Below are 24,811 nucleotides of genomic sequence, written 5' to 3'. Positions count from 1 at the left end.
TGGCCTCCTTTGGGGGTTGGTAAGGGAGATGATTTCGGGGGAAGGGGCATGCGCGGACGTCCGTCCGCGCATGCAGGGTGAGTGGTGATCAGGCCGCGTCGACCAGCACGAGCTCGGCATCCTCCAGCGCGGTGATCTTCAGCTTGGCTTCATCGCGGATCGCGGCACCGTCGCGCGCATTGACGCGGACGCCGTTGACCTCGATGCTGCCGGCCGCTGGCACCAGATAGAGGTGACGGGCCTTGTCGGCGGCGTATTCCGCGCTCTCGCCGGCCTTCAGCGTGGTGGCGAGCACCCGCGCATCGGCGCGGATTGGCAGCGCGTCGTTATCGCCGTCGATGCCGGAGGCGATGGTGACGAGTTTGCCCGAGCGGTCCGCCTTCGGGAACGGCTTCGAGCCCCAGGTCGGGTGACCGCCCTTCGTCGTCGGCTCGATCCAGATCTGGAAGATCTTGGTCTTGGACGGCTCCAGATTGTACTCGGAGTGACGGATGCCGCTGCCGGCGCTCATCACCTGCACGTCGCCGGCTTCGGTGCGTCCCTTGTTGCCGAGCGAGTCCTGATGCGTGATCGCGCCTTCGCGAACATAGGTGATGATCTCCATGTTGGCATGCGGATGCGCCGGAAAGCCGGAGTTCGGCGCGATCTCGTCGTCGTTCCACACCCGCAGCGCGCCGTGGCTGACATTGGCGGGATCGTAGTAGCTCGCGAACGAGAAGTGGTGCTTGGCCTTGAGCCAGCCGTGGTCGGCACCGCCAAGCTCTGCGAATGGTCTGAGTTCGATCATGTGTTACTCCGTTTGATAGGTTGGTTTCGATCTCGTTGACCCTTGGATATGCCTCCGGCTGTGGTATAGAAATAGAAACTATTGAAACTCATTGTTTCCAAATTGAGCGATCGGGACAGCTGCCATGTCGAAACTGCCGGACTTCGAGGCGCTCGCGATCTTCGCAAAAGTCGTTGAATTACGGTCGTTTGCGGCGGCCGCGACCGAGCTCTCGCTGTCCAAGGCGACGGTCTCGAAGGCCGTCAGCCGGCTGGAGGAGCGGCTCGGCGCGCGGCTGTTCAACCGCACCTCGCGGCGGCTGGCGCTGACCGATGCCGGCCAGAAATTGTCGGAGCGCGCCGCGCGGCTGCTGGCCGACGGCGAGGCCGCCGAGAGCGAGGCGCTGGCGCAATCGACCACGCCGCGCGGCTTGGTGCGGTTCGCGGTGCCCATGACCTTCGGCATCAAGACGGTGGCGCCGCTGCTGCCGGAATTCATGGAGGCCTATCCGGAGGTCGCGATCGATCTGCATCTGAGCGACGCCACGGTCGATCTGATCGGCGAAGGCTTTGATGCCGGCCTGCGCATCGCGCGGCTGCCGGATTCCTCGCTGATCGCGCGGCGGCTGTGCGGCATGCCGCGCTATACGGTGGCGGCGCCGTCCTATCTGAAGCGCTACGGCCGGCCGACGCATCCGATGCATCTCGCCGACCACAAATGCTTCGGCTACGCCTATCTCTCGACCCAGGGCGTCTGGCACTACACCAACGCATCGGGCGAGCAGGCGAGCGTGCGTCCCGCCGGTCAGTTGCGGGTCAACAATGGCGAGGCCGTGATGCCCGCGCTGCTCGCCGGCCTCGGCATCGCCGATCTGCCCGACTTCATCGTCGGCGACGCGATCGCGCGCGGCGAGGTCGAGGTGATCCTGAAAGGCTGGAAGCAGCCCGAGGGCGCCGTGCATCTCGTCACCCCGCCCGGCGGCCCGCGTCCCGCCCGCGTCGAAGTGCTGGCGGATTTCCTCGCCAGCCATTTCGCCAAAGGCCGCGCCCAGCGGAAATAGAGGGCCGCGCTCAGCGGAAGTAGTCGACACCGCGCGCGCAGGCTGAAGGCCGCGTGATCCGTCACATTCGTGTCATCCCTTTTAAATTGTATTACTTGTGTGAACTAACCCATGATCGTGGGCCGCCGCGATCGTCTATTTCTGCGTCCTGAACCGGTTGCCGCAAAGCGCATTTTCGGAGGAACCAGATGATTGATCTCACCAAGCACGATTTCACGTCATTGTCGGTGAAGGATCTGCTCGATGCCCGCGAGGCCTATCATGTGCATCTGGCCCATCTGCAGTCGGTCTACGCCACGGCGATTGGCCGTTATCTGATCCGGGACAACGACCGCAACGCGACCGAACGGCGGCACCATTCCAAGCCGCAGGCGCTCGGACCGCGCACGCTGTTCAATTCGTCGGTCAAGGACTGGTCGTGGCCCTGCATCCTCGTCTTCGTGCGGGACTGGATGAAGCGCTCCGAGCTGAAGAACCATCCGGAGAAGCAGGACCAGCTGGTGCCGCCGTTCCTGTATCTGCCGGACGGGCGCGTCGTGCCCACCTGCGTCGTCAAGGTCGACCCGAACGAGGGCAGCCCCGGCGTCGTCGATCCGCCGGTGTTCAAGAGCGATCTGGTTGGCGGCGGCTTTCCGGTCCAGACCATGATTCAGGGCAAGATCCATCGCGGCTCGATCGGCTGTCTCGTCACCAATGGCGAGACCGTGTTTGCACTCTCCAACCGCCACGTGGTCGGCGCGGCCGGGCGCGAGATCTTCGCCGGCTTCAAGAACACGGAGCGCCGTCTCGGCGTCAGCGATGCGCTGCAACTCGGCAAGCGCGCCTTCAGCGACGTCTATCCCGGCTGGCCCGGTGCGCGCGTGGTGGCCAATCTCGATGCCGGATTGATCCGCGTCGACGACATCAAGGGCTGGACCGCGCAGGTTTACGGCGTCGGCCAGGTCGGCGACGTCGTCGATCTCAATGTCGGCACCTTCCGCCTCGAGATCATCAACCAGCCGCTGATCGCCTTCGGTGCGACCAGCGGTTTGATGAAGGGCAAGATCATCGGCCTGTTCTATCGCTACAAGACCGTCGGCGGCATGGAGTATGTCAGCGATTTCGTGATCGGTCCGCGCGATAGCGACACGCCGCTCAACAACTATCCGGGCGACTCCGGCACGATCTGGTTTCTCGACGATCCGGACGCGAAGAAGAACGCCGGCGGCGCGCGCATCCTCAGTCCCCTGGCGCTGGAATGGGGCGGCCAGGAATTGTTCGGATCGGGCGGCAAGATTCCGATGCAGGTTGCGCTCGGCATCTGCATGGCGACGCTGTGCCGCGAGCTCGATGTCGAGCTGATCGGCGACTGGAACGCCGGCCACACCGAGTATTGGGGCGAATGGGGACACGTCAAGATCGGCGCCTACGCAACCAGCCTGATCGATGCGAAGCTTCCCAAGCTCTCGGCCATGATGGACGCCAATTCCGACAATATCGGCCTCGACGACAAGCTGCTCCAAGACCTCAAGCCATATCAGCGAGGCACATTCGCGCCGCTGGCCGACGTCGCCGACCTGGTCTGGCGCTTCACCCGGCACACTGACGAAAGCAACCATTTCGCCGACATGGACAAGCCGGGCAAGGACGGCAAGACACTGCTGGATCTTTGTGCCGAGTCCACACGCAACGTCGATCCAAAAGTCTGGAACGACTACTACGAAGGGATCGGCGAGGACCGGCGCGGCGCGTTGCCGTTCCGGGTCTGGCAGATCTTCGACGAGATGGTCGACTATGCTGCCGCCAACAAGAAGTTGGAGTTCGTCTGTGCCGCGGGAATCGTCGCGCACTACATTGGCGATGCCTGCCAGCCGCTGCACATCTCGCAATTCCATCATGGCCTCGATCCGAACGACAAGAAGCACGCCAAGGTGCACAGCGTGTACGAGACCACGATGATCGGCCGCCACGGCAAGGATCTCATCAAGATGATCCCGGACGCGCGGACCAGCGACGTCGCGGAGATCGTTGCGGGCGGCACGCCGACCGGTCGCGATGCTGCGGTCGCTGTGGTCGCGCTGATGCAGCGCACCGTGAAGCGGCTGCCGCCGATGACGATCGTCAACCTGTTCAACTCACATATGGGAAGCGGGCAGGTCGATGTGCTGTGGTCGAAGCTGAAGGATGCGACGGCGGCCTGCATGCAGGACGGCGCCAAGACACTCGCGCGAGTCTGGGAAGCGGCCTGGCGCGCCGGTGCGGGCGAGGACCGCGGGCAGGGCGGCAAGTTCGATCAGGCCAGCTTGAGCAAGCTCTACAACGATCCGAGCTTCCTGCCGGCATATCAGCTCCAGCAGCTCACACTCGATGCCGACGACCACATCGTTCCCGTTGGGGGAGGTGGAGCACGGCGCCGGAGCGCGTCGACGGCACGGCGCGCGCGCCCGCAAGCAGCCAAGAAGGCGGCGAAGAAGGCAGCCAAGAGTTCGGCGAGGAAAGCGGTCAAGAAGGCCGTGGCGCGCAAGCGTCCGGCAGCAGCCGCGCCGGTTCGCCGCGCAGCCGCCAGCAAGAAGACCGCAACCAAGCGCGGCGCGGCCAGGAAGCGGTCGGCTGGCAAGACGCGCAAGGCAAGCCGCAAGCGCTAAGGCGTGATGAAGTCAGGTTGAACCGGCCTCGCGGCAGACTGCGGCATCTCTCCCGCTTGCGGGGCAGGGCAATCGCATATTGGCTCGATCTCTCCGCAAACTCGTCATGCTCGGCCTTGTGCCGGGCATCCACGTCTTGGTTTCCGCGTGAGAAAGACGTGGATGGCCGGGACAGGCCCGGCCATGACGAACGTGGAAGTCGCAACGCCAAGCTTTTCGCTGCCATATGCGATTGCCCTGCGCTTGCGGGGGAGGAGGACGCGCCGGAGTCTTCAAAATTTGTTGCAGACGACAGCGCGCGCTTGATCGGCGCCGTGAAGAAGATCTGCGAAGTCGAATAGGGAACTCGGTTTCATTCGCCTTCACATTTAGTTGTCTGCGCGAACGATCCTTGGCCGCATTCATTTGCCATTTTTGAAGCAAGTCGCCCGCGCGGAACCCATGCGCGCGGATGAAATCGAACTCAACGAACCGAACTCAACGAACAAGGGCATTGGGTATGCAGACGGAGCGGATTGTCCTGAGCTTAGCGATCGCGATCGGCGGCCTTGGCGCGGCCGCACCTGCGTTGTCGCAGGAGTATCGTGGCACATGGGAACAGCAGATGGCGTGCACGCCCGACGTGATGCGGCTGTGCAGCGATCAGATTCCCGACACCAACCGGATCGTCGCCTGCCTGCGGCAGAACACGGCGCTGCTTGGCAGTTCCTGCCGTGCGGTGTTCGAGTCGAATGCGCAACAACAGGCGCAAACGCAGGGACGCGCACCCCAGCCGCAGATGCAACAGCGGCCGCACACGCCGCAGCAGATGCAGCCGGCCCCGGTTGCGCCGCCGCGGCCCGATGACGATGAGGATTAGTGTCTAGGCATTGACCGCTGTCTGAGACCTGACTTCGCAGACGTCGACCCATTCGGCCGCGGTCAGCTCGGCCATCCTGTCGGGCGTGATGCGCACCGCGCTGTGGGTCGAGCCCGCGGCCGGCACCACGACGTCGAATGCCCTCAGCGACAGATCGCAATACACCGGCAGCGGCGTCTTCAGCCCGAACGGACAGACACCACCGACCTCGTGGCCGGTGATGTCGGCAACCTCGTCGAGGCCGAGCATCTTCGGCTTGCCGCCGAACGCCGCCTTCACCTTCTTGTTGTCCATTCGCGACGTCCCGGCGGCGACGATCAGCACCACGCGATCGCCGACCCGCAGGCTCAGCGTCTTGGCGATCCGCGCCGGCTCGACGCCGTAGGCCTCCGCCGCCAAGGCGACGGTTGCAGAACTCACAGCGGATTCGATCACGGAGATATCTGGCGCCTTCTCGGCGAAGAAGGCGCGGACGGACTCGAGGCTCATACTGTTCAGGACCTTGCTAGTCAGGATCTGGCAGACACCAGGGCAGGAAGTTCGGAGAGACCGTGGATCCGGTGATCGGGCACCACGCCGAGCTCGTCCATCTGGGTACGCAGGGCCTTGAACATCGTCAATGGGGCGACCGTCTCGCTCTCGACGCAGGCCAGCGCCATCGCCTCCGGCGTCACCCGCTCGATCCAGGCGACATTGAGTCCAAATGCCTTGGCGCCGCAGGCGTCCCACGGATTGGAGGAGATGAACAGCACGTCCGCGGGCGGCACGTTCAGCACCTCCTCGATCAGCGTGTAGGCCTCGGGCGCGGGCTTGAACACCTTGTGGGCATCGACGCTGATGGTCGCATCGAGCAGGCGGTCGAGCCCGGAATTGCGCACCAGCGCATTCAGCATGTCAGGGCTGCCGTTGGAGAGGATCGCGAGCTTCTTGTCCTTCATCGCCTCGAGCGCGGCGACCGCATCCGGATACAGCGCAAGATGCTGATATCGGTCGATGATGCGCCCAAAGGTCGCCTCGTCATATTGCAGGCCGAGGCAGCGCAGCGTGTAGGCGAGGGAATCGCGGGTCGCTGTGGCGAAATCCTGGTAGCGCCGCATCAGCGTGCGCAGCCAGGAATATTCGAGCTGTTTGATGCGCCAGACCTGGGTGATGATGTCGCCATAGCCGGGGAATGCATCCTCGGTGATTTCGGCGACCGACTGGACATCGTAGAGCGTGCCGTAGGCGTCGAAGACGATTGCTTTGATGCTCATTGAGTTTTCTCTTGCCCGCCAATGGTCGCATACAGGAATTTCCTGAGAGCGTCGATGGACTGATTGCGGACCTGCTCGTTGAATTCGAGGTGATGACCGAGCAGCTGCCCCGGCGTGCGATATTGTGGCACGTCAAAATCGTGATGCGCGCCGGGATAGACGATCAGGTCGATCGGATAGCCGAGGCCCTGCTGCCGCGAGATGCCGTCATCGTCGCGCCCTTCCGCCAGGTTCCGGCACTCTTGCGCCGGCGTCCAGTCGTCGAGTTCACCGACCATGATCAGGGTCGGCACGGTCATGTCGCCCTTGATGCCGAGGCAGCGCGGATAGAAGGCGACGGCGGCGCGGAATTTTTCCGTCGCGTTGACCTCGATCGCGCCGTGCTCGACCGAGAGCAATGCGAGCCATCCGCCCTGCGAAAAGCCGACCACGGCAATGCGTGTCGGATCGACCAGGGATTGCCGGGTCAGGAAGCTCAGCGCGCGATAGGCGTCGTGGACTGTTGCGGCCGGGGCATCGCCGGTGCAGGTGTCGGTGATGCCGCGCGGGCCGAACCGGTCCACGGTGAGCGTGACATAGCCCCAGGCCGCGAGCCGTTTGCCCCAACGCTCGTCGAGTTCCCGCCACTGCCCGCTGCAGCCATGCAGCAACACCACCGCGGGCAGGAGGCCCGGTCGCTCCGGCCGGCGCAACAGGCCCTGCAACGGTTGCGCGTTGTTGAGCGGGCTTTCGAACTCGACCAGCACGGAAGGTGCTTCGGCTGCTGCCGCAGCCTTGCCGCCCGCGCTCCCGACCAGGAGCACGGCGAGGAGGATGGCAAGTCCGGCCCGGTTGTTCATCGGCCGCCCCGCAAGCGTGCGGCCGATGATACTCCCTTAAATCATGATGCGCTTCCACGGAATCGCATCATGATCTCATCTCCTTATTTGAGCATGATCTTTTCGGAAAACCGCTTCGCACTTTTCCGGATCATGCTCTAAATCCCCAAAATCTTGCGCGCGTTGGCCTTCAGGACCTTGGGGCGGATCTCCTCGCGGATGTCGAGCTTGGCGAAGTCGGCGAGCCAGCGGTCCGGCGTGATGACCGGCCAGTCGGAGCCGAACAGCATCTTGTCCTGCAGGATCGAGTTGATGTAGCGCACCAGGATCGGCGGGAAATATTTCGGCGACCAGCCCGAGAGATCGATATAGACGTTCGGCTTGTGGGTCGCGACCGACAGCGCCTCTTCCTGCCAGGGGAAGGAGGGATGCGCGAGGATGATCTTGAGGTCGGGAAAATCCGCCGCGACGTCGTCCATGTACATCGGGTTGGAATATTTCAGCCGCATTCCCATGCCGCCCGGCATGCCCGAGCCGACGCCGGTCTGGCCGGTGTGGAACAGCGCGATCGCGCCGCCTTCGTTGATCGCCTCGTAGAGCGGATAGGCCATGCGATCGTTGGCGTAGAAGCCCTGCATGGTCGGATGGAATTTGAAGCCGCGGACGCCGTAGTCCTCGATCAGCTTGCGCGCCTCGCGGACGCCGAGCTTGCCCTTGTGCGGGTCGATCGAGACGAACGGGATCAGGACGTCGAGATGGTCGGAGGCGATCTCCAGCATCTCCTCATTCTTGTAGCGGCGGAAACCGGTCTCGCGTTCGGCGTCGACCGGGAAGATCACTGCGGCGATGTTCTTGGCGCGGTAGTACGCCGCGGTCTCCGGAACGGTCGGCGGATGCTTGTGCGGCGACTTGAAATAGTCGGCCATCTGCGCCTGGAAATCGTCATAGCCGTCGTCGCCATGCATGCCGCACGGCTCCTCGGCATGGGTGTGGATGTCGATCGCGGTGACCTTTTCGATGTCGGGCAGTTTGAGCTTGGGCATTCGGCTTCCCCGGCGGCGTGTTTGTTGGTGATGGAAAATAATTATATGATATAACAATTTTCGCAAGCGGTCTGCGTTCGAAGGAGGCTGTGGCGGTGCGGGCTCAGCGCGGCAGCGAAGTCGTCCCTGGGTGGGGCCGAGCCCACTGCGCAAGCACGATTCGCCGGTCGAGAAGCCACCGTTGGGGCGCTGCGGCCGGACGGGGCCCTGGCGCGGATATCGCGGCGGTCGTCGTTTCTGATGTGATCTCAATGGCGTGGCGGGGTGACCGGCACAGGTTCCAGGCCGGGATAAGGCCGAAAATCGGGCCATCTCGGTTGACATTTAACGGTCCGATGGCTTAAAACCCGGCCGTCCCGCGCGGTAGGCCGCTTGTCGGGATAATCCCATTTCGCCAATATTGGCTTTTTGCCGACGATTGGCATTGATCAGGTACGGCCTCCAACACGGGCCTTTCGAAGTAACAGGATTGTCCCATGAAGGTCCGTAACTCGCTGAAGTCGCTGCGCGGCCGCCATCGCAACAACCGTCTGGTCCGCCGCAAGGGCCGCGTCTACGTGATCAACAAGGTCCAGCGCCGCTTCAAGGCGCGCCAGGGTTGATCCGGCGCGGGGCGGCCGATTGCGCCGATCCCAACGCATCTCTTTCACAGGTCTTTGACGCCGTGCTGCTTTGCAGCGCGGCTTTGTGCGTCTAGACTTCAGCCATGGGATTCAACTTCCTTGGGCCTAACAACCGCCGGCTGGCGATCCTGATCGCCGCGCTGCTTGCCGTGCCGGTCCTGGCCATGCCTGTCGCGGCCGCCGCGCAGGACGATCCGCGGGTGGTCCCGCCGCCGAAGGCACAGAAGAAACTGCCCGAAGCTCCGACCAAGCTGCCGAAGGTTCCGGCCGACCGCACCCGCGGGCTGGATTTCCTGTTCGGCGCGCTGAAGGCTGCGCCCGATGAGGACAGCGCCCGTCACGTCGAGGCGCGGATCTGGGCGCTGTGGCTGCAAACCCCGAGCGATACCGCGGCGCTGTTGATGGTGCGTGCCAAGGCTGCGCTCGACGCCCAGAACATCGATGTAGCGCTGAAGCTTCTGGACGCCGTGATCAAGCTCCGGCCCGACTATGTCGAGGCCTGGAACCGGCGCGCGACGATCTACTACCTCAAGAACGACTACGTCCGTTCGCTGGGAGACCTGCAGCAGGTGCTCACCCGTGAGCCCCGCCATTTCGGCGCGCTGGCGGGTGTCGGCATGATCATGCAGGACATGGGCGACGACAAACGCGCGCTGGACGCCTTCCGCAAGGCGCTGGCTGTCGATCCCTACCTCGAGAAGGTGCCGCAGATCGTCAAGCAGCTGACCGAGAAGGTCGAAGGCCGCGACATCTGATTGCCTTCAATTGATTGCGTGCGATGGATCGCGGGCCGATGGCCGCGAATGGGCACGTTGCTCGCGAGCTTGATGCTTGCTCGCGATACGGTCCGGCGCAGGAGACTAGTGCAGGAACTTGCCGCGGGACGCGCTGTCCTGGGCGACAGCAGCATAGAATTGCTGAAGCTCCGCCTCCAGGTGCTCATTCACGAGCAACAATGCCTTCAGGGCGCCGCGCAGGTCGCCATTGCAACTCGCCACGATCTGATCGATGGCCGCATCGCTAGGGTCGGAAATCATGGTACTCCTCCGATTACTTCCCGTTGAACTCGTCGTGCGGACGCAGGTTCCTGTGGATTCAGTGTACAAGCCAAGAGGCATCCCGGGTGCGTCCCTGTTTCGATGAAGCCTCGCCTCTGATGGCGAAATTGCCACCGGCAATCTATGAAATTACTAATGACGCAGGTATGAACCCGCTATCCACAGGCTGGGGCGCATTGTGGACAACTGCGCGCGGGGGCGCGCCAAGGCGCGGCCAACCGGCAAATGTTGGCCCGAGCAGCGCCTCCAAACCCAGCCGAAGGTAACCATTAGGCTAAAGGTTGATTGCCCTCGCCCCCTACGTTGCGACACAACGCAACGGGTTGGGGGAAGACAATTTTATGAAACCGATTATTGCCGCGGCGCTTTCCGTCGCGTTGGGCGGTTGCGCGTCTGTGACGCGCGGCACCACCGAAACCATCTCTATTGCGTCGACGCCGGCCGGCGCGACGGCCGACATCGCAGGATTGGAGATACCGACCGCCTGCGTCACGCCGTGTGCGATTCAGGCCAAGCGTAACGCGGACATCGTCGTCACGTTCAGCAAGGAAGGCTATCAATCGCAGATCATCCCGCTGACCAAGGACATCAGCGGATCCGGCGGCGCAGGTTTCGCCGGAAATCTGTTGCTTGGCGGTGTCGTCGGCATGGGTGTCGACGCTGCGACGGGGGCGGCGCTCGATCACAAGCCCAATCCGGTGATCGTGACTTTGCAACCCGCGGCGCCACCGCCGCCGCCACCACGGCCGCCAAGACGTCGGGAGCCGAAGCCCGTCTCGTAGGGCCGCAGTTCCGCTGGTCGCACCGCGGGCAATGTATCGGCCTCGGCCGACATTGGACTTGAACCTCCAAGGCGGGATAGCATCGAAACCGACGCGCACCTCCGCCGTAGCTCCCCGGTGCGCAGGATTATCCGGATCGTCTTGATGCTCGCTTTGATCGTCGTGCTGGCGGTGGCCGGGCTGGCGCTGGCGACCCAGGTCGGCGTCCTGGTGATCCAGCGCGCCTTTACGCCTCGGGGCCGCGTGATCGAGGTATCCGGCGCGCGGCTGCACGTCGTCGAGCTCGGTCCGCGCGATGCCGCGGGTCCGCCGGTCGTGATGCTGCATGGCGCAAGCTCCAATCTCCGGACGATGCAGCCCCTCGGCGACCGCGTTGCCAAGACGCGCCGGGTGATCCTGATCGACCGGCCGGGCCATGGCTGGAGCACGCGCGAGCGCGCCGCGGATTCGACGCCCGCGATCCAGGGCCGGATGATCGCGGAGGCGCTGTCCAGGCTCGGTATCGACCGGGCGATCGTGGTGGCGCATTCCTGGGCCGGCGCGCTCGCGCTGCGCATTGCGCTCGATCATCCGGACCGCGTCGCAGGTCTCGTGCTGCTCGCCCCGGTCGCCTATCCCTGGCGCGGCGGCGCCGGCCGCTACAATGATGTGATCTCTACGCCGCTGATCGGACCGTTGCTGGCGCACACGATCACGCTGCCGCTCGGTTATCTCGTCACGACATCAGGCGTGCGCGGCGTGTTCGCGCCGCAGCCGATGCCGTCCGATTTCGTCCGCGACAGCGAGACGTTGCTCCTGCTGCGCCCGCGCGAATTCATCGCCAATGCGCGCGACCTCGTCACGCTGAAGGCCGCCGTGGTCGAGCAGGCGCCGCGCTATGCGGAGATCAAGGTGCCAGTCACGATCATTGCGGGCGACGTCGACAAGACGGTCTCGACCGGAATCCATTCGCGGCCGCTTGCAGCCACGGCGCCGAACACCAAGCTCATCGCGCTGCCGGGTGTCGGCCACATGGTGCAATACGCTGCGCCCGATCTCGTGGCGTCCGAGATCGAGGCGATGGCCGACCGGTTGGTCCAACCGGCAGCAACAGCGGACAAGACGGTCCCCGCGAATCTGTGATCCGGTGAGGCTTGCGCGGTCGCAGCCTGCCGAACATCATGCGGCTGCGCGGCTCGACAGATCTCACCCAAAGGACAAGCCCCATGCGGATCGACAACATCGCCGACCTCATCGCTGAGACCCTTGCCCAGGCCGGCGTGAAGCGCATCTACGGTGTCGTCGGCGACAGTCTCAACGGCTTGACCGAGGCGCTGCGCAAGCGCGGCACGATCGACTGGCTGCATGTGCGCCATGAGGAGGTGGCAGCGTTCGCCGCCGCAGCCGAATCCCAGATCACCGGAGACCTCGCGGTATGCGCCGGCTCCTGCGGCCCGGGCAATCTCCATCTCATCAACGGCCTGTTCGACGCGCATCGCAGCCGCACGCCGGTGCTGGCGATCGCCGCGCAGATCCCGTCGGCCGAGATCGGCGGCGGCTATTTCCAGGAGACCCATCCGCAAGACCTGTTCCGCGAATGCAGCCATTATTGCGAACTGGTGTCGGATCCGGCGCAGCTGCCCTACATGCTGGAGAACGCGATCCGCGCCGCGGTCGGCAAGCGCGGCGTCGCGGTGCTGGTGCTGCCGGGCGACGTCGCGATGCGGCCGGCGCCGAAGCGCGACATCGCGCCGAATGCCGGCCTGCTACCGCCCGTGCCGGTGGTGCGTCCGGCTGAAGCCGAATTGAACGCGCTGGCCGCGCTGCTCAACGGCGCGAAGCGCGTCACGCTGTTCTGCGGCCGCGGCTGCGCCGGGGCGCATGACGGTCTGCTCAAGCTCGCCGAGACGCTGAAGAGCCCGATCGTGCATGCGCTCGGCGGCAAGGAATATGTCGAATACGACAATCCCTACGATGTCGGCATGACCGGCTTCATCGGCTTCTCCTCCGGCTATGCCGCCATGCATGGTTGCGACGTGCTGCTGATGCTGGGCACCGACTTTCCCTACAAGCAGTTCTTCCCGACCGGCATCAGCATCGCCCAGGTCGACCTTCGCCCCGAAAATCTCGGCCGCCGCTGCAAGCTCGACCTCGGCATCGTCGGCGACGTCGGCGAGACCATCGCCGCGCTGCTGCCGAAGCTCAACCCGAAGAGCGAGCGCAAATTCCTCGACGCCAGCCTCGCGCACTACAAGGACGCCCGCGCCGGCCTCGACGACCTCGCCCGCGGCAAGCCGGGTCAAAAGCCGATCCATCCGCAATATCTGGCGCGCCTGCTCAGCGAGCAGGCGACCGAGGATGCGGTGTTCACCGCCGACGTCGGCACGCCGACGATCTGGGCCGCGCGCTATCTGAAAATGAATGGCCGCCGCCGGCTGGTCGGCTCCTGGGTGCACGGCTCGATGGCCAATGCGATGGCGCATGCGATCGGCGCGCAGGCGGCACGGCCGGGGCGTCAGGTGGTGTCGATGTCCGGCGACGGCGGCTTTGCCATGCTGATGGGCGATCTGATCACGCTGACCCAGGCCAAGCTGCCGGTGAAGGTCGTGATCTTCAACAACAGCGTGCTCGGCTTCGTCGCGCTGGAGATGAAGGCCGCCGGCTTCATCGAGACCGGGGTCGATCTGAAGAATCCGGATTTCGCGGCGATGGCCCGCGCCATGGGGATTCACGGCGTCAGGGTGGAGGATCCCGGCGAGCTCGAGGGCGCGATCCGCGACGTGCTCGCGCATGACGGCCCGGCTGTGCTCGACGTCGTGACCGCGACGCAGGAATTGTCGATGCCGCCGACCATTACGCTGGAGCAGGTGAAGGGCTTCAGCCTGTGGGTGCTGCGCGCCGTGATGAGCGGCCGCGGCGACGAGGTGGTCGATCTCGCCAAGACCAATCTGTTGCCGCGCTGATCGCGGTGGCAGCTCAAATCAGAAAGCCAGAAGGGGATGGCGATTCGAGGAAAGCCATCCCCTTCTAACGCCGGCCCTGGCATTTGCGCAGGGCGGATGACGTCCGATATCGCCGATTACTTCTGCTTGCCGTCCTTGTCGAACGACGACACGTAGGCCCACAGGTTGTTGGCCTCGGTCTCGTTCTTGATGCCGGCGAAGGCCATCTTGGTGCCGGGGATCTTGGCCTTCGGGTCCTTGATGTATTCGAGGAACTGATCCTTGCTCCAGGTGATGCCGGAATTCTTGTTGGCATCGGAATAATTGTAGTCCGGCGCGGTGCCGGAATGGCGGCCGTCGAGGCCGTTGAGCTCGGGGCCGACCTTGTTCTTGGCACCTTCGCCGATCGCGTGGCAGGCGAGGCATTTGTTGAACGAGGTCTTGCCGGCGGCGGCATCCTGCGCCAGCGCGGAGGATGCGGTGGCCAGCGATGTGACGACCGCCAGCGCGCTCAAGGTCTTTAGGTTCATGGGGTTCTCTTCGTTTCGTCCCGGGGGGTAGTGTTTGGTTTGTGGCATGTCCGGCTTGGACAGGACAAGCCACGAAACCTTGACAGGTTTCATGGCCGTCCGCTTGTCCGAGAGAGAACTCGCCCTTGCGGGGCGGGGCAATCCGACCTTCGGCCGGGTGACTGAAACAGGGTGACTGAAACAGGTGCAGACCTGATTGATTTGTCGTAACAAATCGGCAAAGCGCAGCGCGCTCCGAGGGAACACCGATGTCCATCATGATGCCGGCGGCCGATCAGGCCGTCCTTGCCCGCCGCGCCGAAATCGTCGCCGCCTTGCGCGCCATCGTGCCGGGCGAGGGCGTGATCGACAGCGCCGCCGAGATGCTGGCCTATGAATCCGACGGCCTGACCGCCTATCGGCAGCCGCCGATGGTCGTGGTGCTGCCCGATACCACCGAGCAGGTCGCGAAAGTCCTCAAATATTGCCAGGCGCAGGGCATCAAGGTGGTGCCGCGCGGCTCCGGTACCTCGCTGTCCGGCGGCGCGCTGCCGCTCGCTGACGGCGTCTTGCTCGGGCTCGGCAAGTTCAAGCGGATTCGCGAGATCGACTTCGACAACCGCGTGGTTGTCACCGAGCCCGGCGTCACCAACCTTGCGATCAGCCAGGCGGTCGCCCATGCCGGCTTCTATTACGCGCCCGATCCGTCGTCGCAGATCGCCTGCTCGATCGGCGGCAATGTCGCGGAGAATTCCGGCGGCGTGCACTGCCTGAAATACGGCATGACCACCAACAACGTGCTCGGCTGCGAGATCGTGCTGATGTCGGGCGAGATCCTGCGCATCGGCGGCAAGTCGGCCGAGAATGCCGGTTACGATCTGATGGGGATCATCACCGGCTCGGAGGGGCTGCTCGGCGTCATCACCGAGATCACGGTACGCATTTTGCAGAAGCCCGAGACGGCGCGCGCGCTGATGGTCGGTTTCGCCGAGGTCGAGGCGGCCGGCGAATGCGTGGCCGCCATCATCGGCGCCGGCATCATCCCCGGCGGCATGGAGATGATGGACAAGCCGGCGATCCACGCCGCGGAAGCCTTCGTCCATGCCGGCTATCCGCTCGATGTCGAGGCGCTTCTGATCATCGAGCTCGACGGGCCCCAGGTCGAGGTCGATGAACTGATCAAGCGGGTCGAGGCTATCGCGCAGGGCTGCGGCTCGACCTCCTGCCAGATCTCGACCTCGGAGGCCGAGCGCAATCTGTTCTGGGCCGGCCGCAAGGCGGCATTCCCGGCGGTCGGGCGGATCTCGCCGGACTATCTCTGCATGGACGGCACTATCCCGCGCGGCGCGCTGCCGAAGGCGCTGGCGCGGATCCGCGAGCTCTCGGAGAAATATGGCCTCGGCGTCGCCAATGTGTTCCACGCCGGCGACGGCAATCTGCACCCCTTGATCCTCTACGATGCCAACAAGCCGGGCGAGATCGAGAAGGCGGAAGCGTTCGGCGCCGACATCCTGCGTTGCTGCGTCGAGCTCGGCGGCGTGCTCACCGGCGAGCATGGCGTCGGCATCGAGAAGCGCGACCTGATGCCGGAAATGTTCACCGAGATCGACCTCAACCAGCAGCAGCGGCTGAAATGCGCCTTCGATGCAGAGGGCCTGCTCAATCCCGGCAAGGTGTTTCCGACGCTACATCGCTGCGCCGAGCTCGGCCGCGTCCATGTCCACGCCGGCAAGCTGGCCTTCCCGGATATCCCGCGGTTCTAGTACCGTCTCACCAGGCCGCGCGCTGCGCTGGCATCGCCATATGCGGCGCAGGCCCGTTCCGGGTCTTTGATCAACTCCGCCCGGACCCGCTTGAACGTTTTGCCGGCCGCTTCGGTGACCTCTGGGCGGAATTTGCGTGAATCGTAGTCACTGCCATCGTTGGCCTTGATGGCCGCGTCGAAGGCGCTGATCATGGCCATTGCGGCGTCGGGGCTGCCGAGAAGCCTGGCGCCGAGTTGAACGCCGCCGGCACCATTTGCCTCATAGCCGATGCATCGCTGTTCGAGCACCGCCGCCGCGGTGGCGAGCTGGTCGAGGAACGTCGCCTCGGCGTCGCTGAGCATTGCGGCGCGCGCCTGCTGGGCCACGATCATCGCGAGCAGCGCGATGGCTGTTGGTTTGATGTTCATGGTGGCGGTTCTCCTGCGGCGGTTGAGCCGCGATCGAAATCACCGGTCGCCGAATGACGATAGCGCCGGCTAGTTCTTTTGGGGCATCACGTGCCACGCCGGCTATTGGCCCCAAGGCCAACATGCATCGGTGTCGGTCGGAGGCGGACATGGGGAAATTGCGAGCGTCTCGCCGATCGATCCATTTCGACGGATCACGCTAGCCAACCGATAACCTTAACCGATGCTTGCCGCGATGGCCGTGGCAAGTCGTCACGGCTGCCTTTGCGCATCGCTGCAATTGCGGCGGCCACCCGTTTACACGGCCTTCAACTGTTCCTCGGTATTTTCCCAGGATGCATGTCTTCGGGAACAGATCGATGCCCAGTCTGGCTGATCAGCTGGCGCTTTCGCGCAATCGGCCCGCAGGTTTCGACTACATGCGGATTGCGCTGGCGGTATCGATCATCTGCCTGCACAGCCTGAACGTGACGCTCGGGCTCGGCCGGGCGCTGGAAATATTGAGCTCGTTCCGCATCGGCATCGCGATGATCCTCGCACTGTTCTTTGCGTTGAGCGGCTTCCTGGTGACGGCGAGTCTCTTGAGGTGCAAGAGCCTGATTTCCTTCCTCGGCCTGCGCGTGCTTCGGATCGGACCCGCGCTCGCGGTCGAGACGACGCTGTCGGCCGTCATCATCGGCTCGGTCTTCACCGAACTGCCATTGGCGCAGTACGTCGCCGATCCGACATTCCACGCCTATTTTCTCAACATCGTCGGCGACATCCATTACGAGCTGCCGGGCGTCTTCCTGCACAATCCGCTGCCGGACGTGGTGAATGCCCAGCTCTGGACGGTGCCGTATGAATTGTGGTGCTACGTCATCCTGGCGCTGCTCGCGGTGACCACGATTTGCTTCAACAGGGTAGCGTACCTCGTGTTCCTGGCGATCGTTCAGGTCGCGCTGGTGAGCTACGAAGTCTACCGCTGGGAGGAGGTGCCGATCCAGCTGCGCGCGCATCTTCTGGTGTTCTGCTTCCTTGCCGGTGTCGGTTTCTACCTCTGGCGCGACAAGGTGCCGTTCAATCGCACGGCGTGCCTGGTCGCGCTGTTGCTGTGCGCCGCCGGCATGGCCACGGGACGCGGCGACGCGCTCGCGCCGGTGCCGGCGGCCTATGTCGCGTGCTATCTCGGTCTGATGAACCCGCGACGGAGCTGGATCGTGTCGTCAGGCGATTACTCCTACGGGCTGTATCTCTATGGGTTCGTCATCCAGCAGTGCGTTGCCGCGTTTGGCCCGCCGGTTCGGCACTGGTATCTGAATATCCTGATCAGCCTGCCGCTCGCCTTCGGCGTCGCCGTCGCGTCCTGGCACCTCGTCGAGAAACATGCGCTGCGGCTCCGAGATGCCGTCGAACGGTTGGAAGCAGCGATGCTCTCCAGGATTTCGATCCTCGGATTCGGGCGCCGGGCCGAGCAGGCCGAACGAGAGGCTGTCGTCCAGCCGGGGCCGATCAATCCTGTTCGACCGATCGTCCTTTCCGGCCGGTAACGTCTAACCATTACTTGCTGCGAATCCGGTGGCGCGTCGCCTAGATTGCGTCTGCTCACATATGCACGCTATGCGTTCATATCTTGTTAGTTTGTTGCTGGATAGTTTCCAATGATGTCGTTGTCTCGGAAACGCAATGCAACCTATGTTCAGCCTGGCCGATCAGTTGGCTCTTTCGCGCTATCGGCCCACAGGCTTCGACTATCTGCGGATCGCGCTGGCGGCCACCATCATCTGCCTGCACAGTGCGAACGTCGTCCTTGGGCTCGACCGGGCGATGGAGGTCCTGGGCCATATCCGCATCGGGTGCGCAATGGTCCTTGCACTCTTCTTCGCCTTGAGCGGGTTTCTGGTGACGGCGAGTTTGCTGAGGTGCAAGAGCCTGATTTCATTTCTCGGCCTGCGCGTGCTTCGCATTGTGCCTGCGCTTGCGGTCGAGACGACACTCTCGGCCATCATCATCGGTCCGATCTTCACTGCGCTTCCCCTCGCGCAGTATTTCGCGGACCCGAAATTCTATGCTTATTTTCACAATATCGTCGGCGACATCCACTATGAGCTTCCGGGCGTGTTTCTGCACAATCCGGTACCTTTTGCGGTGAATGCGCAGCTTTGGACGGTCCCGTATGAGCTTTGGTGCTACGTGATCCTGGCGCTGCTCGCCGTGACCACGATCTGCTTCAACAGGGTGCTGTATCTGGCGTTTCTGGTGTTCGCTCAGATCGGTTTCGCCTGCCACGATATCTACCATTCGGACCTGCAATATCTTCACCTTCGTCCGCCGCTGCTCGTGTTCTGCTTCCTTGCAGGTGTCGGCTTCTACCTGTGGCGCGACAAGGTCCCGTTCAACCGCACCGCGTTCCTGCTCGCGCTGACGCTTTGCGCGGCCGGGATGGCCACTGGATACACCGATGCGTTTGTTGTCGGACCCGCCGCGTATGTCGCGTGCTATCTGGGGCTCATGAACCCGCGGCGGAACTGGATCGTGTCATCCGGCGACTACTCGTACGGGATGTTTCTCTACGGGGTCGTCGTCCAGCAGTGCGTTGCGGCGTTGGGCCCTCCGGTTCAGCATTGGTATCTGAACATCCTGATCAGCCTGCCGATTGCCTTCGGCGTCGCGTTCGTGTCCTGGCATCTCGTCGAGAAGCATGCGCTTCGGCTGCGCGGCCATGTCGAGACGTTCGAGGCCGCGATCCTGTCGCGGATTTCGATCATCGGCTTCTGGCGCAGGTCGCCCGAGCGGGTCGGGTTGCGCGCGAGGCTCGGCAACAGCGGCGCATCGATCTGATCTGCGCGCGCGGGGAGGGATTGGTATCCTCCCCGCGGCGCCGTCGATCACAGCAATACGTATTGCGTCCGTTCGCGCTTGGCGAGCAGCGGCAATGCCTGCTCCGCGATGTAGGTTTTGAAGTAGGCGCTCTCCGCATGAGCCTTGAACGCCGCTTCGTCCTGGAACAATTCGTAAAACAGGAATTGCGCCGGATTGTCCTTGCCGCGGCCGATCAGGAACAGCTTGGTGCCGGGGTCCTTCTGCGCCTCGGGCAGGAAGCCATCGAGAATTGCCGCGACCTTGTCGGCCTGGCCTTCCTTGGCTTCCCATTGCGCCACGACCAGAAGGCCTGACGTGTTGATCGCATCGCTGATGGTTCGAGTGCTCATCGCATAGTGCTTCATTTGCATTCCTCCGTTGCTTTGCTCCGATCGAGCTTGCGATCCGGCGAAGGGCGAGACGCCGGCGATCGTCATGATCGCTGCGAACGAGCCGATGGCCGATCGTCGGGTGAGCATCATCGTCGTGGTCGAGACTTCCGAACGTTTCATGATCGCCTCCAGATGATTTGCGCCAACCGTCTTGCCGGCCGAACCGCATCGCGACAGATAGGGGATCGTGCCGCGCACTCGGTTAGGTGATGGTCGAAATGTCGATGTCGTGAAAATGGTTCGACATTGGTCGAAGTGTTGTGTCTCCGCCTGCGCAGGATGCGCGATGTGGCCAAAACCTCGAGCAGGGTGGCCCGACCGCCGTTCCCACCACTGTCCGGCGGCAAGCCCCGCTCCCGGGCCATTCCGTCGGCATTGCGACGGTGGGGTTCATCGCATTTGATTTCGGCGCTAAATTTCGTTACCGCCTAGCGGGTGGAAACGCTGAAAGTCAGAGACGTCCAGGACGTCGAAGAGGTGGTGCGCGCCGCTGTCGCCAGCGAGCAGCCGCTTGAGGTCATTGGTCACGGATCGAAACGCGCCATCGGCCATCCGATGGCGACCAATGCGGTGCTCGACGTCTCGGTGCTGAACGCGGTCAGCTCCTATGAACCGAACGAGCTGATCATCACCGTGCAGGCCGGCGCGCCGCTCGCCGACGTGCAATCCCTGATCGACGCCAAGAACCAGCAATTCGCCTTCGAGCCGATGGACATGTCCGTGCTGCTCGGCACCGCGGGAGCCGGCACGATCGGCGGCATGATCGGCGCCGGCCTTGCCGGTCCGCGCCGCATCAAGGCCGGCGGCGCCCGGGACCACCTGCTCGGGGCGCACGCGGTGTCCGGATTCGGCGACAGTTTCAAGACCGGCGGGCGGGTGGTGAAGAACGTCACCGGCTACGATCTCTGCAAGCTGCTCACCGGTTCCTGGGGCACGCTCGCGGTCATGACCGAGGTGACTCTCAAGGTGATGCCGAAGCCGGAAGCCGAGCGGACGCTGGTGCTGCGCGGGCTCGACGACGTCACCGCCAACAAGGCGATGACGGCGGCGCTGGGTTCGCCCTTCGACGTCTCGGGCGCGGCGCATCTGCCCGGTTCGGCGTTGCGGTCCGCGACCGGCGCGCTCGCCGGCCTCGCAGCCTCCGGCCAGCCGGTCACGCTGGTGCGGCTTGAGGGGATTTCGGTGTCGGCGGCGCACCGGGCGGCCTCGCTGAGCCAGACACTGTCGTCCTATGGAACGGTCGACAGCCTCACCGACGACGCCTCAGCTGCGATCTGGAGCGCGCTGCGCGACGTGGTGCCGTTTGCGGCGAACGGCGCGCTCGGGGCCTGGCCGGTGTGGCGCATCGTTTGCCCGCCGGCCTCAGGCGGCGCGCTCGGTCAGGCGCTGTCGCGCGCCACCGGTGGCGACGTAATTTACGACTGGGGCGGCGGGCTGATCTGGGCCGCGGTGCCGCAGAGTGCCGACGCGCAGGCCGCGCTGGTCCGCGGCCAGGTCGAGGCGGTCGGCGGCCACGCCACCCTGATCCGCGCCACCGAGGATGTGCGCCGTGCGGTCGATGTGTTCCAGCCGCAGCCAGCCGGGCTTGCCGCACTCGGCGAACGGGTCCGGGCGAGTTTCGATCCGAGGTCGGTCCTCAACCGCGGGCGGATGATTCGAGGCGGGGTTGCATGAAGACCGAGTTTACCCTGGCGCAGCTTGCCGATCCCGACATCAAGGAAGCCGACAAGATCCTGCGCGCCTGCGTGCATTGCGGCTTCTGCACCGCGACCTGTCCGACCTATGTGCTGCTCGGCGACGAGCTCGATAGTCCGCGCGGCCGCATCTACCTGATCAAGGAGATGCTGGAGAAGGACAAGCCGCCGACGGCGGACGTGGTCAAGCATATCGACCGCTGCCTGTCGTGCCTCGCCTGCATGACCACCTGTCCGTCGGGCGTGAACTACATGCACCTCGTCGACCAGGCCCGGGTCAGGATCGAGCGGGATTACGAGCGGCCGCTGACCGAGCGGCTGCTGCGGTCGGTGCTTGCCTACGTGCTGCCGCGGCCGGGCCTGTTCCGGATCAGCATGATCCTGGCCGGACTCGCCCGTCCGTTCACGGCGTTGCTACCAACGCCGTCGGTCGGCGCGGCGAGCCCGGGCCTGCTGCGGCGGATCAAGGCCATGCTGGCGCTGGCGCCGCGCGGCCTGCCGCCGCCGGGTCCGGCTGCCGGAACCGTGTTTGCAGCGACCGGCCGTCGGCGTGGGCGGGTCGCGCTGCTGCAGGGCTGCGCCCAGCAGGTGCTGGCGCCGCGCATCAATCAGGCCGCGATCAACGTGCTGACCAGGCACGGCGTCGAGGTGGTGCTGGTCAGGGACGAGCAATGCTGCGGCGCGTTGACCCATCACATGGGACAGGACGGCGATGCGCTGGCGCGCGCTCGGGCCAACATCACGGTGTGGCAAAGGGAAGCGGACCAGAACGGGCTCGACGCCATTCTGGTGACGACCTCGGGCTGTGGGACAGTTGTCAAGGACTACGGCTACCTGCTGCGCGAGGACAAAACATTCGCGGAGCCGGCCAAGCGAATCTCGGCGCTGGCAAAGGATATCACCGAGTATCTCGCTGGCCTCGAGCTCGTGCCTTCAACGCAGAAGGGCGACATCACCGTCGCCTATCACTCGGCTTGTTCGTTGCAGCATGGACAGAAAATCACTCAACTTCCGAAAGAATTGCTTTCCAAGAATGGATTCGTGGTGAAAGATGTGCCTGAGAGCCATTTGTGTTGCGGTTCGGCGGGGACCTACAACATTCTCCAGCCCGACATTGCGAGCAGATTGCGCGATCGCAAGGTCGCCAATATTGCGCTTGTCAAACCGGACATGATCGCTGCGGGCAATATTGGCTGCATGGTTCAGATTGCCGGCGGTACGTCAGTTCCTGTGGTGCACACGATTGAGCTTCTCGATTGGGCGACAGGAGGTCCCCGGCCAGGATTGAATTGATCGACTGCCATTCGAGCATGATCCGGACCCCAGCCTTGCCCTGGCGCAAACTGAAGGACCGGCGCTTCCCTGCCACAGACGCGAAGCGATCGCGCGGCCATCATGCCCGACAAGCGAAGTGGAAGGTGCCTCTCCTCGAGGTGCGGCTGCTGACCGGCAAGCGATCACTTCAATACGCGGTGGACTCAAATCAGCGGCAACAGGAGGACCACGATGGCGAAGTCGAAGAAGGCGAAGAAAAGCAAGAAGGCCAAAAAGGCCAAGAAGGCGGTAGCGGCGAAGAAGAAGTCCGCGAAGAAGTCGGCCAAGAAGGCTGCGAAGAGGTCTGCAAAGAAATCGGCGAAGAAGTCAGCCAAGAAGAGCGCCAAGAAGACAGCCAAGAAAGCTGCGAAGAAGGCTGCTCCGAAGAAGGCCGCGCCCAAGAAGGCCGCGAAGCCGGCTGCGAAGAAGGCCGCCAAGAAGAGCGCTCCGAAGAAGGCCGCCGCGCCGAAGCCGGCTGCCCCGGTCGCAGCACCCCCGGCACCCGAGCCTGCGCCGCAGCCGGCCCCGAGCTGGGCTACGCCGAGCCACGAGCCGGCGCCGAGCTGGGGCACTTCCGACAGCGAGCACCACTAGCCGAACCTGCACCGGTTCACCTGATCGAAGCCGCAGCGGACGCCGCTGCGGCTTTTTCCGTATCGGCAGTCCGTAGTTTTGCGGGGACGCGATTCGCAATGACGCCGCCTGCAGCGCGTCAAACCGTTGCGCGATTCCGGGTTGGGCGTGCCGTTCAACCGGAATGCGAGCCGCAGCCTTGTGGTGCAAATGCAACACCCGTCAACCAACGTGTAGCGAGAGTGCCAGAACGCCTAAAAAGTCGGCAGATGCATGTCTTTTCGCCTTCTCCAAAAAGGGGGTGCGTTTCAGATTGAACACACGCGATTGAGTTGCAGTCCGATATCGCGCGCCCTGGGGGCCACCGGAGCTGGGCTGTCTGGAAAAGTAGATGGGGATCGTCATGAAGAAACTGGCTTTGTTAGCAACGGCGCTAGCAATGATTTCGAGCTCGGCAATGGCAGCTGACATGGCAGTGAAGGCCGTCAAGGCGCCGCCGCCGGCTCCCTTCGATCCCTGGGACATTGCCTTCGGCGCCGGGATCGTCAGCGACTACATCTTCCGCGGCGTCACCCAGTCGAACCACAATCCGTCGGTCACCGCCTATTTCGAGCCGCGCTACAACGTCAACAAGGACCTGCAGCTCTACATCGGCACCTCGACCGAAAGCATCTCCTTCGCCAACCGCGCTGCGGCCGAAGTCGACGTCTACGGCGGTATCCGCCCGACCTTCGGCGCCTTCGCCTTCGACATCGGTGTCTGGGGTTACCTGTATCCGGGTGGAACCTGCTTCTTCGGCGCGCCGACCGACACCGCCGGCAAGCTGCTCAGCCCGGAGTGCGCAGCCAACGCCCTGGCGAACGGCAACGTGATGAAGAAGGATGTCTCGTTCTTCGAAGTCTACGGCAAGGTGACCTACACCATCAACGACAACTGGGCGTTTACCCTGAACGAGTACTACTCGCCGAACTTCCTCAACACCGGCGCCTGGGGCAACTACTCCTCGATCATTGGCAAGTATACCGCGCCGAGCACCGTGTTCGGCACCAGCGGCGTCGGCATGTATGTGTCGGGTGAGTTCGGCCGGCAGTGGCTCGGCACCTCCGACAGCTTCTACGGCGTTCCGGCGTTCCCGAACGGCATCAAGTATGCCGACTACAACACCTGGAACATCGGCATCGGCTTCACCTACAAGGTGTTCACGCTTGACCTGCGCTACTCCGACACCGACCTGTCGAAGGGCAATTGCAGCGCCTTTACCAGCGATTTCACCGCAGGTGGAACCACCAATGTCACCCCGATCAATCCGGGCGGCACGGGCTCCAATTGGTGCGGTGCGGCTGGTATCGCCAAGCTCTCGGTCGACCTGACCGCGATGTCCAACCTGAAGTAATTTCCTCTTCCGAGGATCGCGGGGGCGGCAGAGCAATCTGTCGCCCCTTTTGTTTTACGGGCGCGGGTGATGACGAGACTGAAGCGGCAGACTGGCTGCGCCTCCCCCGCAAGCG

At 63.9% G+C, this 24,811-nt stretch carries 24 protein-coding genes; 15 read left to right on the top strand and 9 right to left on the bottom strand.

What is annotated here, in order from left to right:
* Nucleotides 1-88: 88 nt before the first annotated feature.
* Entirely contained in the window at nt 89-787 is a 699-nt protein-coding gene (locus Q0030_RS21470) for a pirin family protein (protein ID WP_298371439.1), read from the bottom strand.
* A gap of 124 nt (nt 788-911) precedes the next feature.
* Between Q0030_RS21470 and Q0030_RS21465 the strand changes: the two genes are divergently transcribed.
* The 3 genes from Q0030_RS21465 to Q0030_RS21455 all read left to right on the top strand — a co-directional run bounded on the left by Q0030_RS21465 (nt 912) and on the right by Q0030_RS21455 (nt 5,309).
* Nucleotides 912-1,826: a LysR family transcriptional regulator gene (locus Q0030_RS21465; RefSeq protein WP_298371437.1), complete on the top strand. Its 915-nt coding sequence runs from the start codon at nt 912-914 to the stop codon at nt 1,824-1,826.
* 188 nt (nt 1,827-2,014) lie between these two features.
* Complete coding sequence (locus Q0030_RS21460) at nt 2,015-4,450, top strand: hypothetical protein (RefSeq protein WP_298371435.1); 2,436 nt, start codon at nt 2,015-2,017, stop codon at nt 4,448-4,450.
* A gap of 499 nt (nt 4,451-4,949) precedes the next feature.
* The gene (locus tag Q0030_RS21455) at nt 4,950-5,309 is read left to right on the top strand and encodes a hypothetical protein (RefSeq protein ID WP_298371433.1); all 360 of its coding nucleotides are present in this window, start codon (nt 4,950-4,952) and stop codon (nt 5,307-5,309) included.
* A gap of 3 nt (nt 5,310-5,312) precedes the next feature.
* Here the strand turns inward: Q0030_RS21455 and Q0030_RS21450 are convergent, their stop codons facing one another.
* The 4 genes from Q0030_RS21450 to Q0030_RS21435 form a co-directional block, all read right to left on the bottom strand.
* The gene (locus tag Q0030_RS21450) at nt 5,313-5,798 is read right to left on the bottom strand and encodes a YbaK/EbsC family protein (RefSeq protein WP_298371431.1); all 486 of its coding nucleotides are present in this window, start codon (nt 5,796-5,798) and stop codon (nt 5,313-5,315) included.
* Between the two features lie 20 nt (nt 5,799-5,818).
* A complete protein-coding gene (locus Q0030_RS21445; RefSeq protein WP_298371429.1) occupies nt 5,819-6,562 on the bottom strand; it encodes a haloacid dehalogenase type II in 744 nt (247 codons plus the stop codon).
* Nucleotides 6,559-7,401 (bottom strand): dienelactone hydrolase family protein, encoded by an 843-nt coding sequence (locus Q0030_RS21440; protein ID WP_298371428.1) that lies wholly within the window; start codon nt 7,399-7,401, stop codon nt 6,559-6,561. The genes Q0030_RS21445 and Q0030_RS21440 overlap by 4 nt, the downstream gene beginning before the upstream one ends.
* Nucleotides 7,402-7,538: 137 nt before the next feature.
* Entirely contained in the window at nt 7,539-8,423 is an 885-nt protein-coding gene (locus tag Q0030_RS21435; protein ID WP_097671664.1) for an amidohydrolase family protein, read from the bottom strand.
* A gap of 476 nt (nt 8,424-8,899) precedes the next feature.
* Here Q0030_RS21435 and ykgO point away from each other — a divergent pair, with 476 nt between their 5' ends.
* Both ykgO and Q0030_RS21425 read left to right on the top strand, forming a co-directional pair.
* On the top strand, nt 8,900-9,025 hold the full coding sequence (gene ykgO, locus Q0030_RS21430) for a type B 50S ribosomal protein L36 (RefSeq protein WP_002718645.1): 126 nt from the start codon (nt 8,900-8,902) through the stop codon (nt 9,023-9,025).
* A gap of 185 nt (nt 9,026-9,210) precedes the next feature.
* Nucleotides 9,211-9,801, top strand: coding sequence for a tetratricopeptide repeat protein (locus Q0030_RS21425; RefSeq protein ID WP_173640588.1), 591 nt, complete (start codon nt 9,211-9,213; stop codon nt 9,799-9,801).
* Between the two features lie 105 nt (nt 9,802-9,906).
* On the opposite strand, the gene Q0030_RS21420 is transcribed toward Q0030_RS21425, so the two are convergent.
* The gene (locus tag Q0030_RS21420; RefSeq protein ID WP_167351865.1) at nt 9,907-10,083 is read right to left on the bottom strand and encodes a hypothetical protein; all 177 of its coding nucleotides are present in this window, start codon (nt 10,081-10,083) and stop codon (nt 9,907-9,909) included.
* 362 nt (nt 10,084-10,445) lie between these two features.
* Between Q0030_RS21420 and Q0030_RS21415 the strand changes: the two genes are divergently transcribed.
* From Q0030_RS21415 to poxB, 3 genes are all read left to right on the top strand, one after another.
* Nucleotides 10,446-10,886 carry a translation initiation factor 2 gene (locus tag Q0030_RS21415; RefSeq protein WP_298371702.1) on the top strand — a complete coding sequence of 147 codons (441 nt, stop codon included), beginning with the start codon at nt 10,446-10,448 and terminating at the stop codon, nt 10,884-10,886.
* 144 nt (nt 10,887-11,030) lie between these two features.
* Entirely contained in the window at nt 11,031-12,008 is a 978-nt protein-coding gene (locus Q0030_RS21410) for an alpha/beta hydrolase (protein ID WP_298371427.1), read from the top strand.
* 83 nt (nt 12,009-12,091) lie between these two features.
* On the top strand, nt 12,092-13,828 hold the full coding sequence (poxB, locus tag Q0030_RS21405) for a ubiquinone-dependent pyruvate dehydrogenase (protein WP_298371426.1): 1,737 nt from the start codon (nt 12,092-12,094) through the stop codon (nt 13,826-13,828).
* 116 nt (nt 13,829-13,944) lie between these two features.
* On the opposite strand, the gene cycA is transcribed toward poxB, so the two are convergent.
* Nucleotides 13,945-14,337 (bottom strand): cytochrome c-550 CycA, encoded by a 393-nt coding sequence (gene cycA, locus Q0030_RS21400; RefSeq protein ID WP_298371425.1) that lies wholly within the window; start codon nt 14,335-14,337, stop codon nt 13,945-13,947.
* Between the two features lie 248 nt (nt 14,338-14,585).
* On the opposite strand from cycA, the gene Q0030_RS21395 reads away from it, so the two are divergent.
* Nucleotides 14,586-16,079: an FAD-linked oxidase C-terminal domain-containing protein gene (locus tag Q0030_RS21395; protein ID WP_092124038.1), complete on the top strand. Its 1,494-nt coding sequence runs from the start codon at nt 14,586-14,588 to the stop codon at nt 16,077-16,079.
* On the opposite strand, the gene Q0030_RS21390 is transcribed toward Q0030_RS21395, so the two are convergent.
* Nucleotides 16,076-16,489 carry a hypothetical protein gene (locus Q0030_RS21390; protein ID WP_298371424.1) on the bottom strand — a complete coding sequence of 138 codons (414 nt, stop codon included), beginning with the start codon at nt 16,487-16,489 and terminating at the stop codon, nt 16,076-16,078. The genes Q0030_RS21395 and Q0030_RS21390 overlap by 4 nt on opposite strands.
* A 359-nt stretch (nt 16,490-16,848) precedes the next feature.
* Between Q0030_RS21390 and Q0030_RS21385 the strand changes: the two genes are divergently transcribed.
* Nucleotides 16,849-18,018, top strand: coding sequence for an acyltransferase (locus tag Q0030_RS21385; protein ID WP_298371423.1), 1,170 nt, complete (start codon nt 16,849-16,851; stop codon nt 18,016-18,018).
* A gap of 136 nt (nt 18,019-18,154) precedes the next feature.
* On the top strand, nt 18,155-19,309 hold the full coding sequence (locus Q0030_RS21380; protein ID WP_298371422.1) for an acyltransferase: 1,155 nt from the start codon (nt 18,155-18,157) through the stop codon (nt 19,307-19,309).
* 47 nt (nt 19,310-19,356) lie between these two features.
* Here Q0030_RS21380 and Q0030_RS21375 read toward each other — a convergent pair whose 3' ends face one another.
* A complete protein-coding gene (locus Q0030_RS21375; RefSeq protein ID WP_298371421.1) occupies nt 19,357-19,842 on the bottom strand; it encodes an antibiotic biosynthesis monooxygenase family protein in 486 nt (161 codons plus the stop codon).
* Between the two features lie 315 nt (nt 19,843-20,157).
* On the opposite strand from Q0030_RS21375, the gene Q0030_RS21370 reads away from it, so the two are divergent.
* From Q0030_RS21370 to Q0030_RS21355, 4 genes are all read left to right on the top strand, one after another.
* The gene (locus Q0030_RS21370; protein WP_298371420.1) at nt 20,158-21,396 is read left to right on the top strand and encodes an FAD-binding protein; all 1,239 of its coding nucleotides are present in this window, start codon (nt 20,158-20,160) and stop codon (nt 21,394-21,396) included.
* Nucleotides 21,393-22,709, top strand: a complete 1,317-nt coding sequence (gene glcF, locus Q0030_RS21365) for a glycolate oxidase subunit GlcF (RefSeq protein WP_298371418.1) — start codon at nt 21,393-21,395, stop codon at nt 22,707-22,709. The genes Q0030_RS21370 and glcF overlap by 4 nt, the downstream gene beginning before the upstream one ends.
* 213 nt (nt 22,710-22,922) lie before the next feature.
* Nucleotides 22,923-23,324, top strand: coding sequence for a histone (locus Q0030_RS21360; protein ID WP_298371416.1), 402 nt, complete (start codon nt 22,923-22,925; stop codon nt 23,322-23,324).
* A gap of 382 nt (nt 23,325-23,706) precedes the next feature.
* Complete coding sequence (locus tag Q0030_RS21355) at nt 23,707-24,696, top strand: TorF family putative porin (protein WP_298371414.1); 990 nt, start codon at nt 23,707-23,709, stop codon at nt 24,694-24,696.
* The last annotated feature ends 115 nt before the right edge of the window (nt 24,697-24,811 follow it).

The sequence above is a fragment of the uncultured Bradyrhizobium sp. genome, from assembly GCF_947648125.1.
In the GTDB taxonomy this organism is placed as follows: domain Bacteria; phylum Pseudomonadota; class Alphaproteobacteria; order Rhizobiales; family Xanthobacteraceae; genus Bradyrhizobium.
This window is presented reverse-complemented; position numbering and strand designations above follow the sequence as displayed.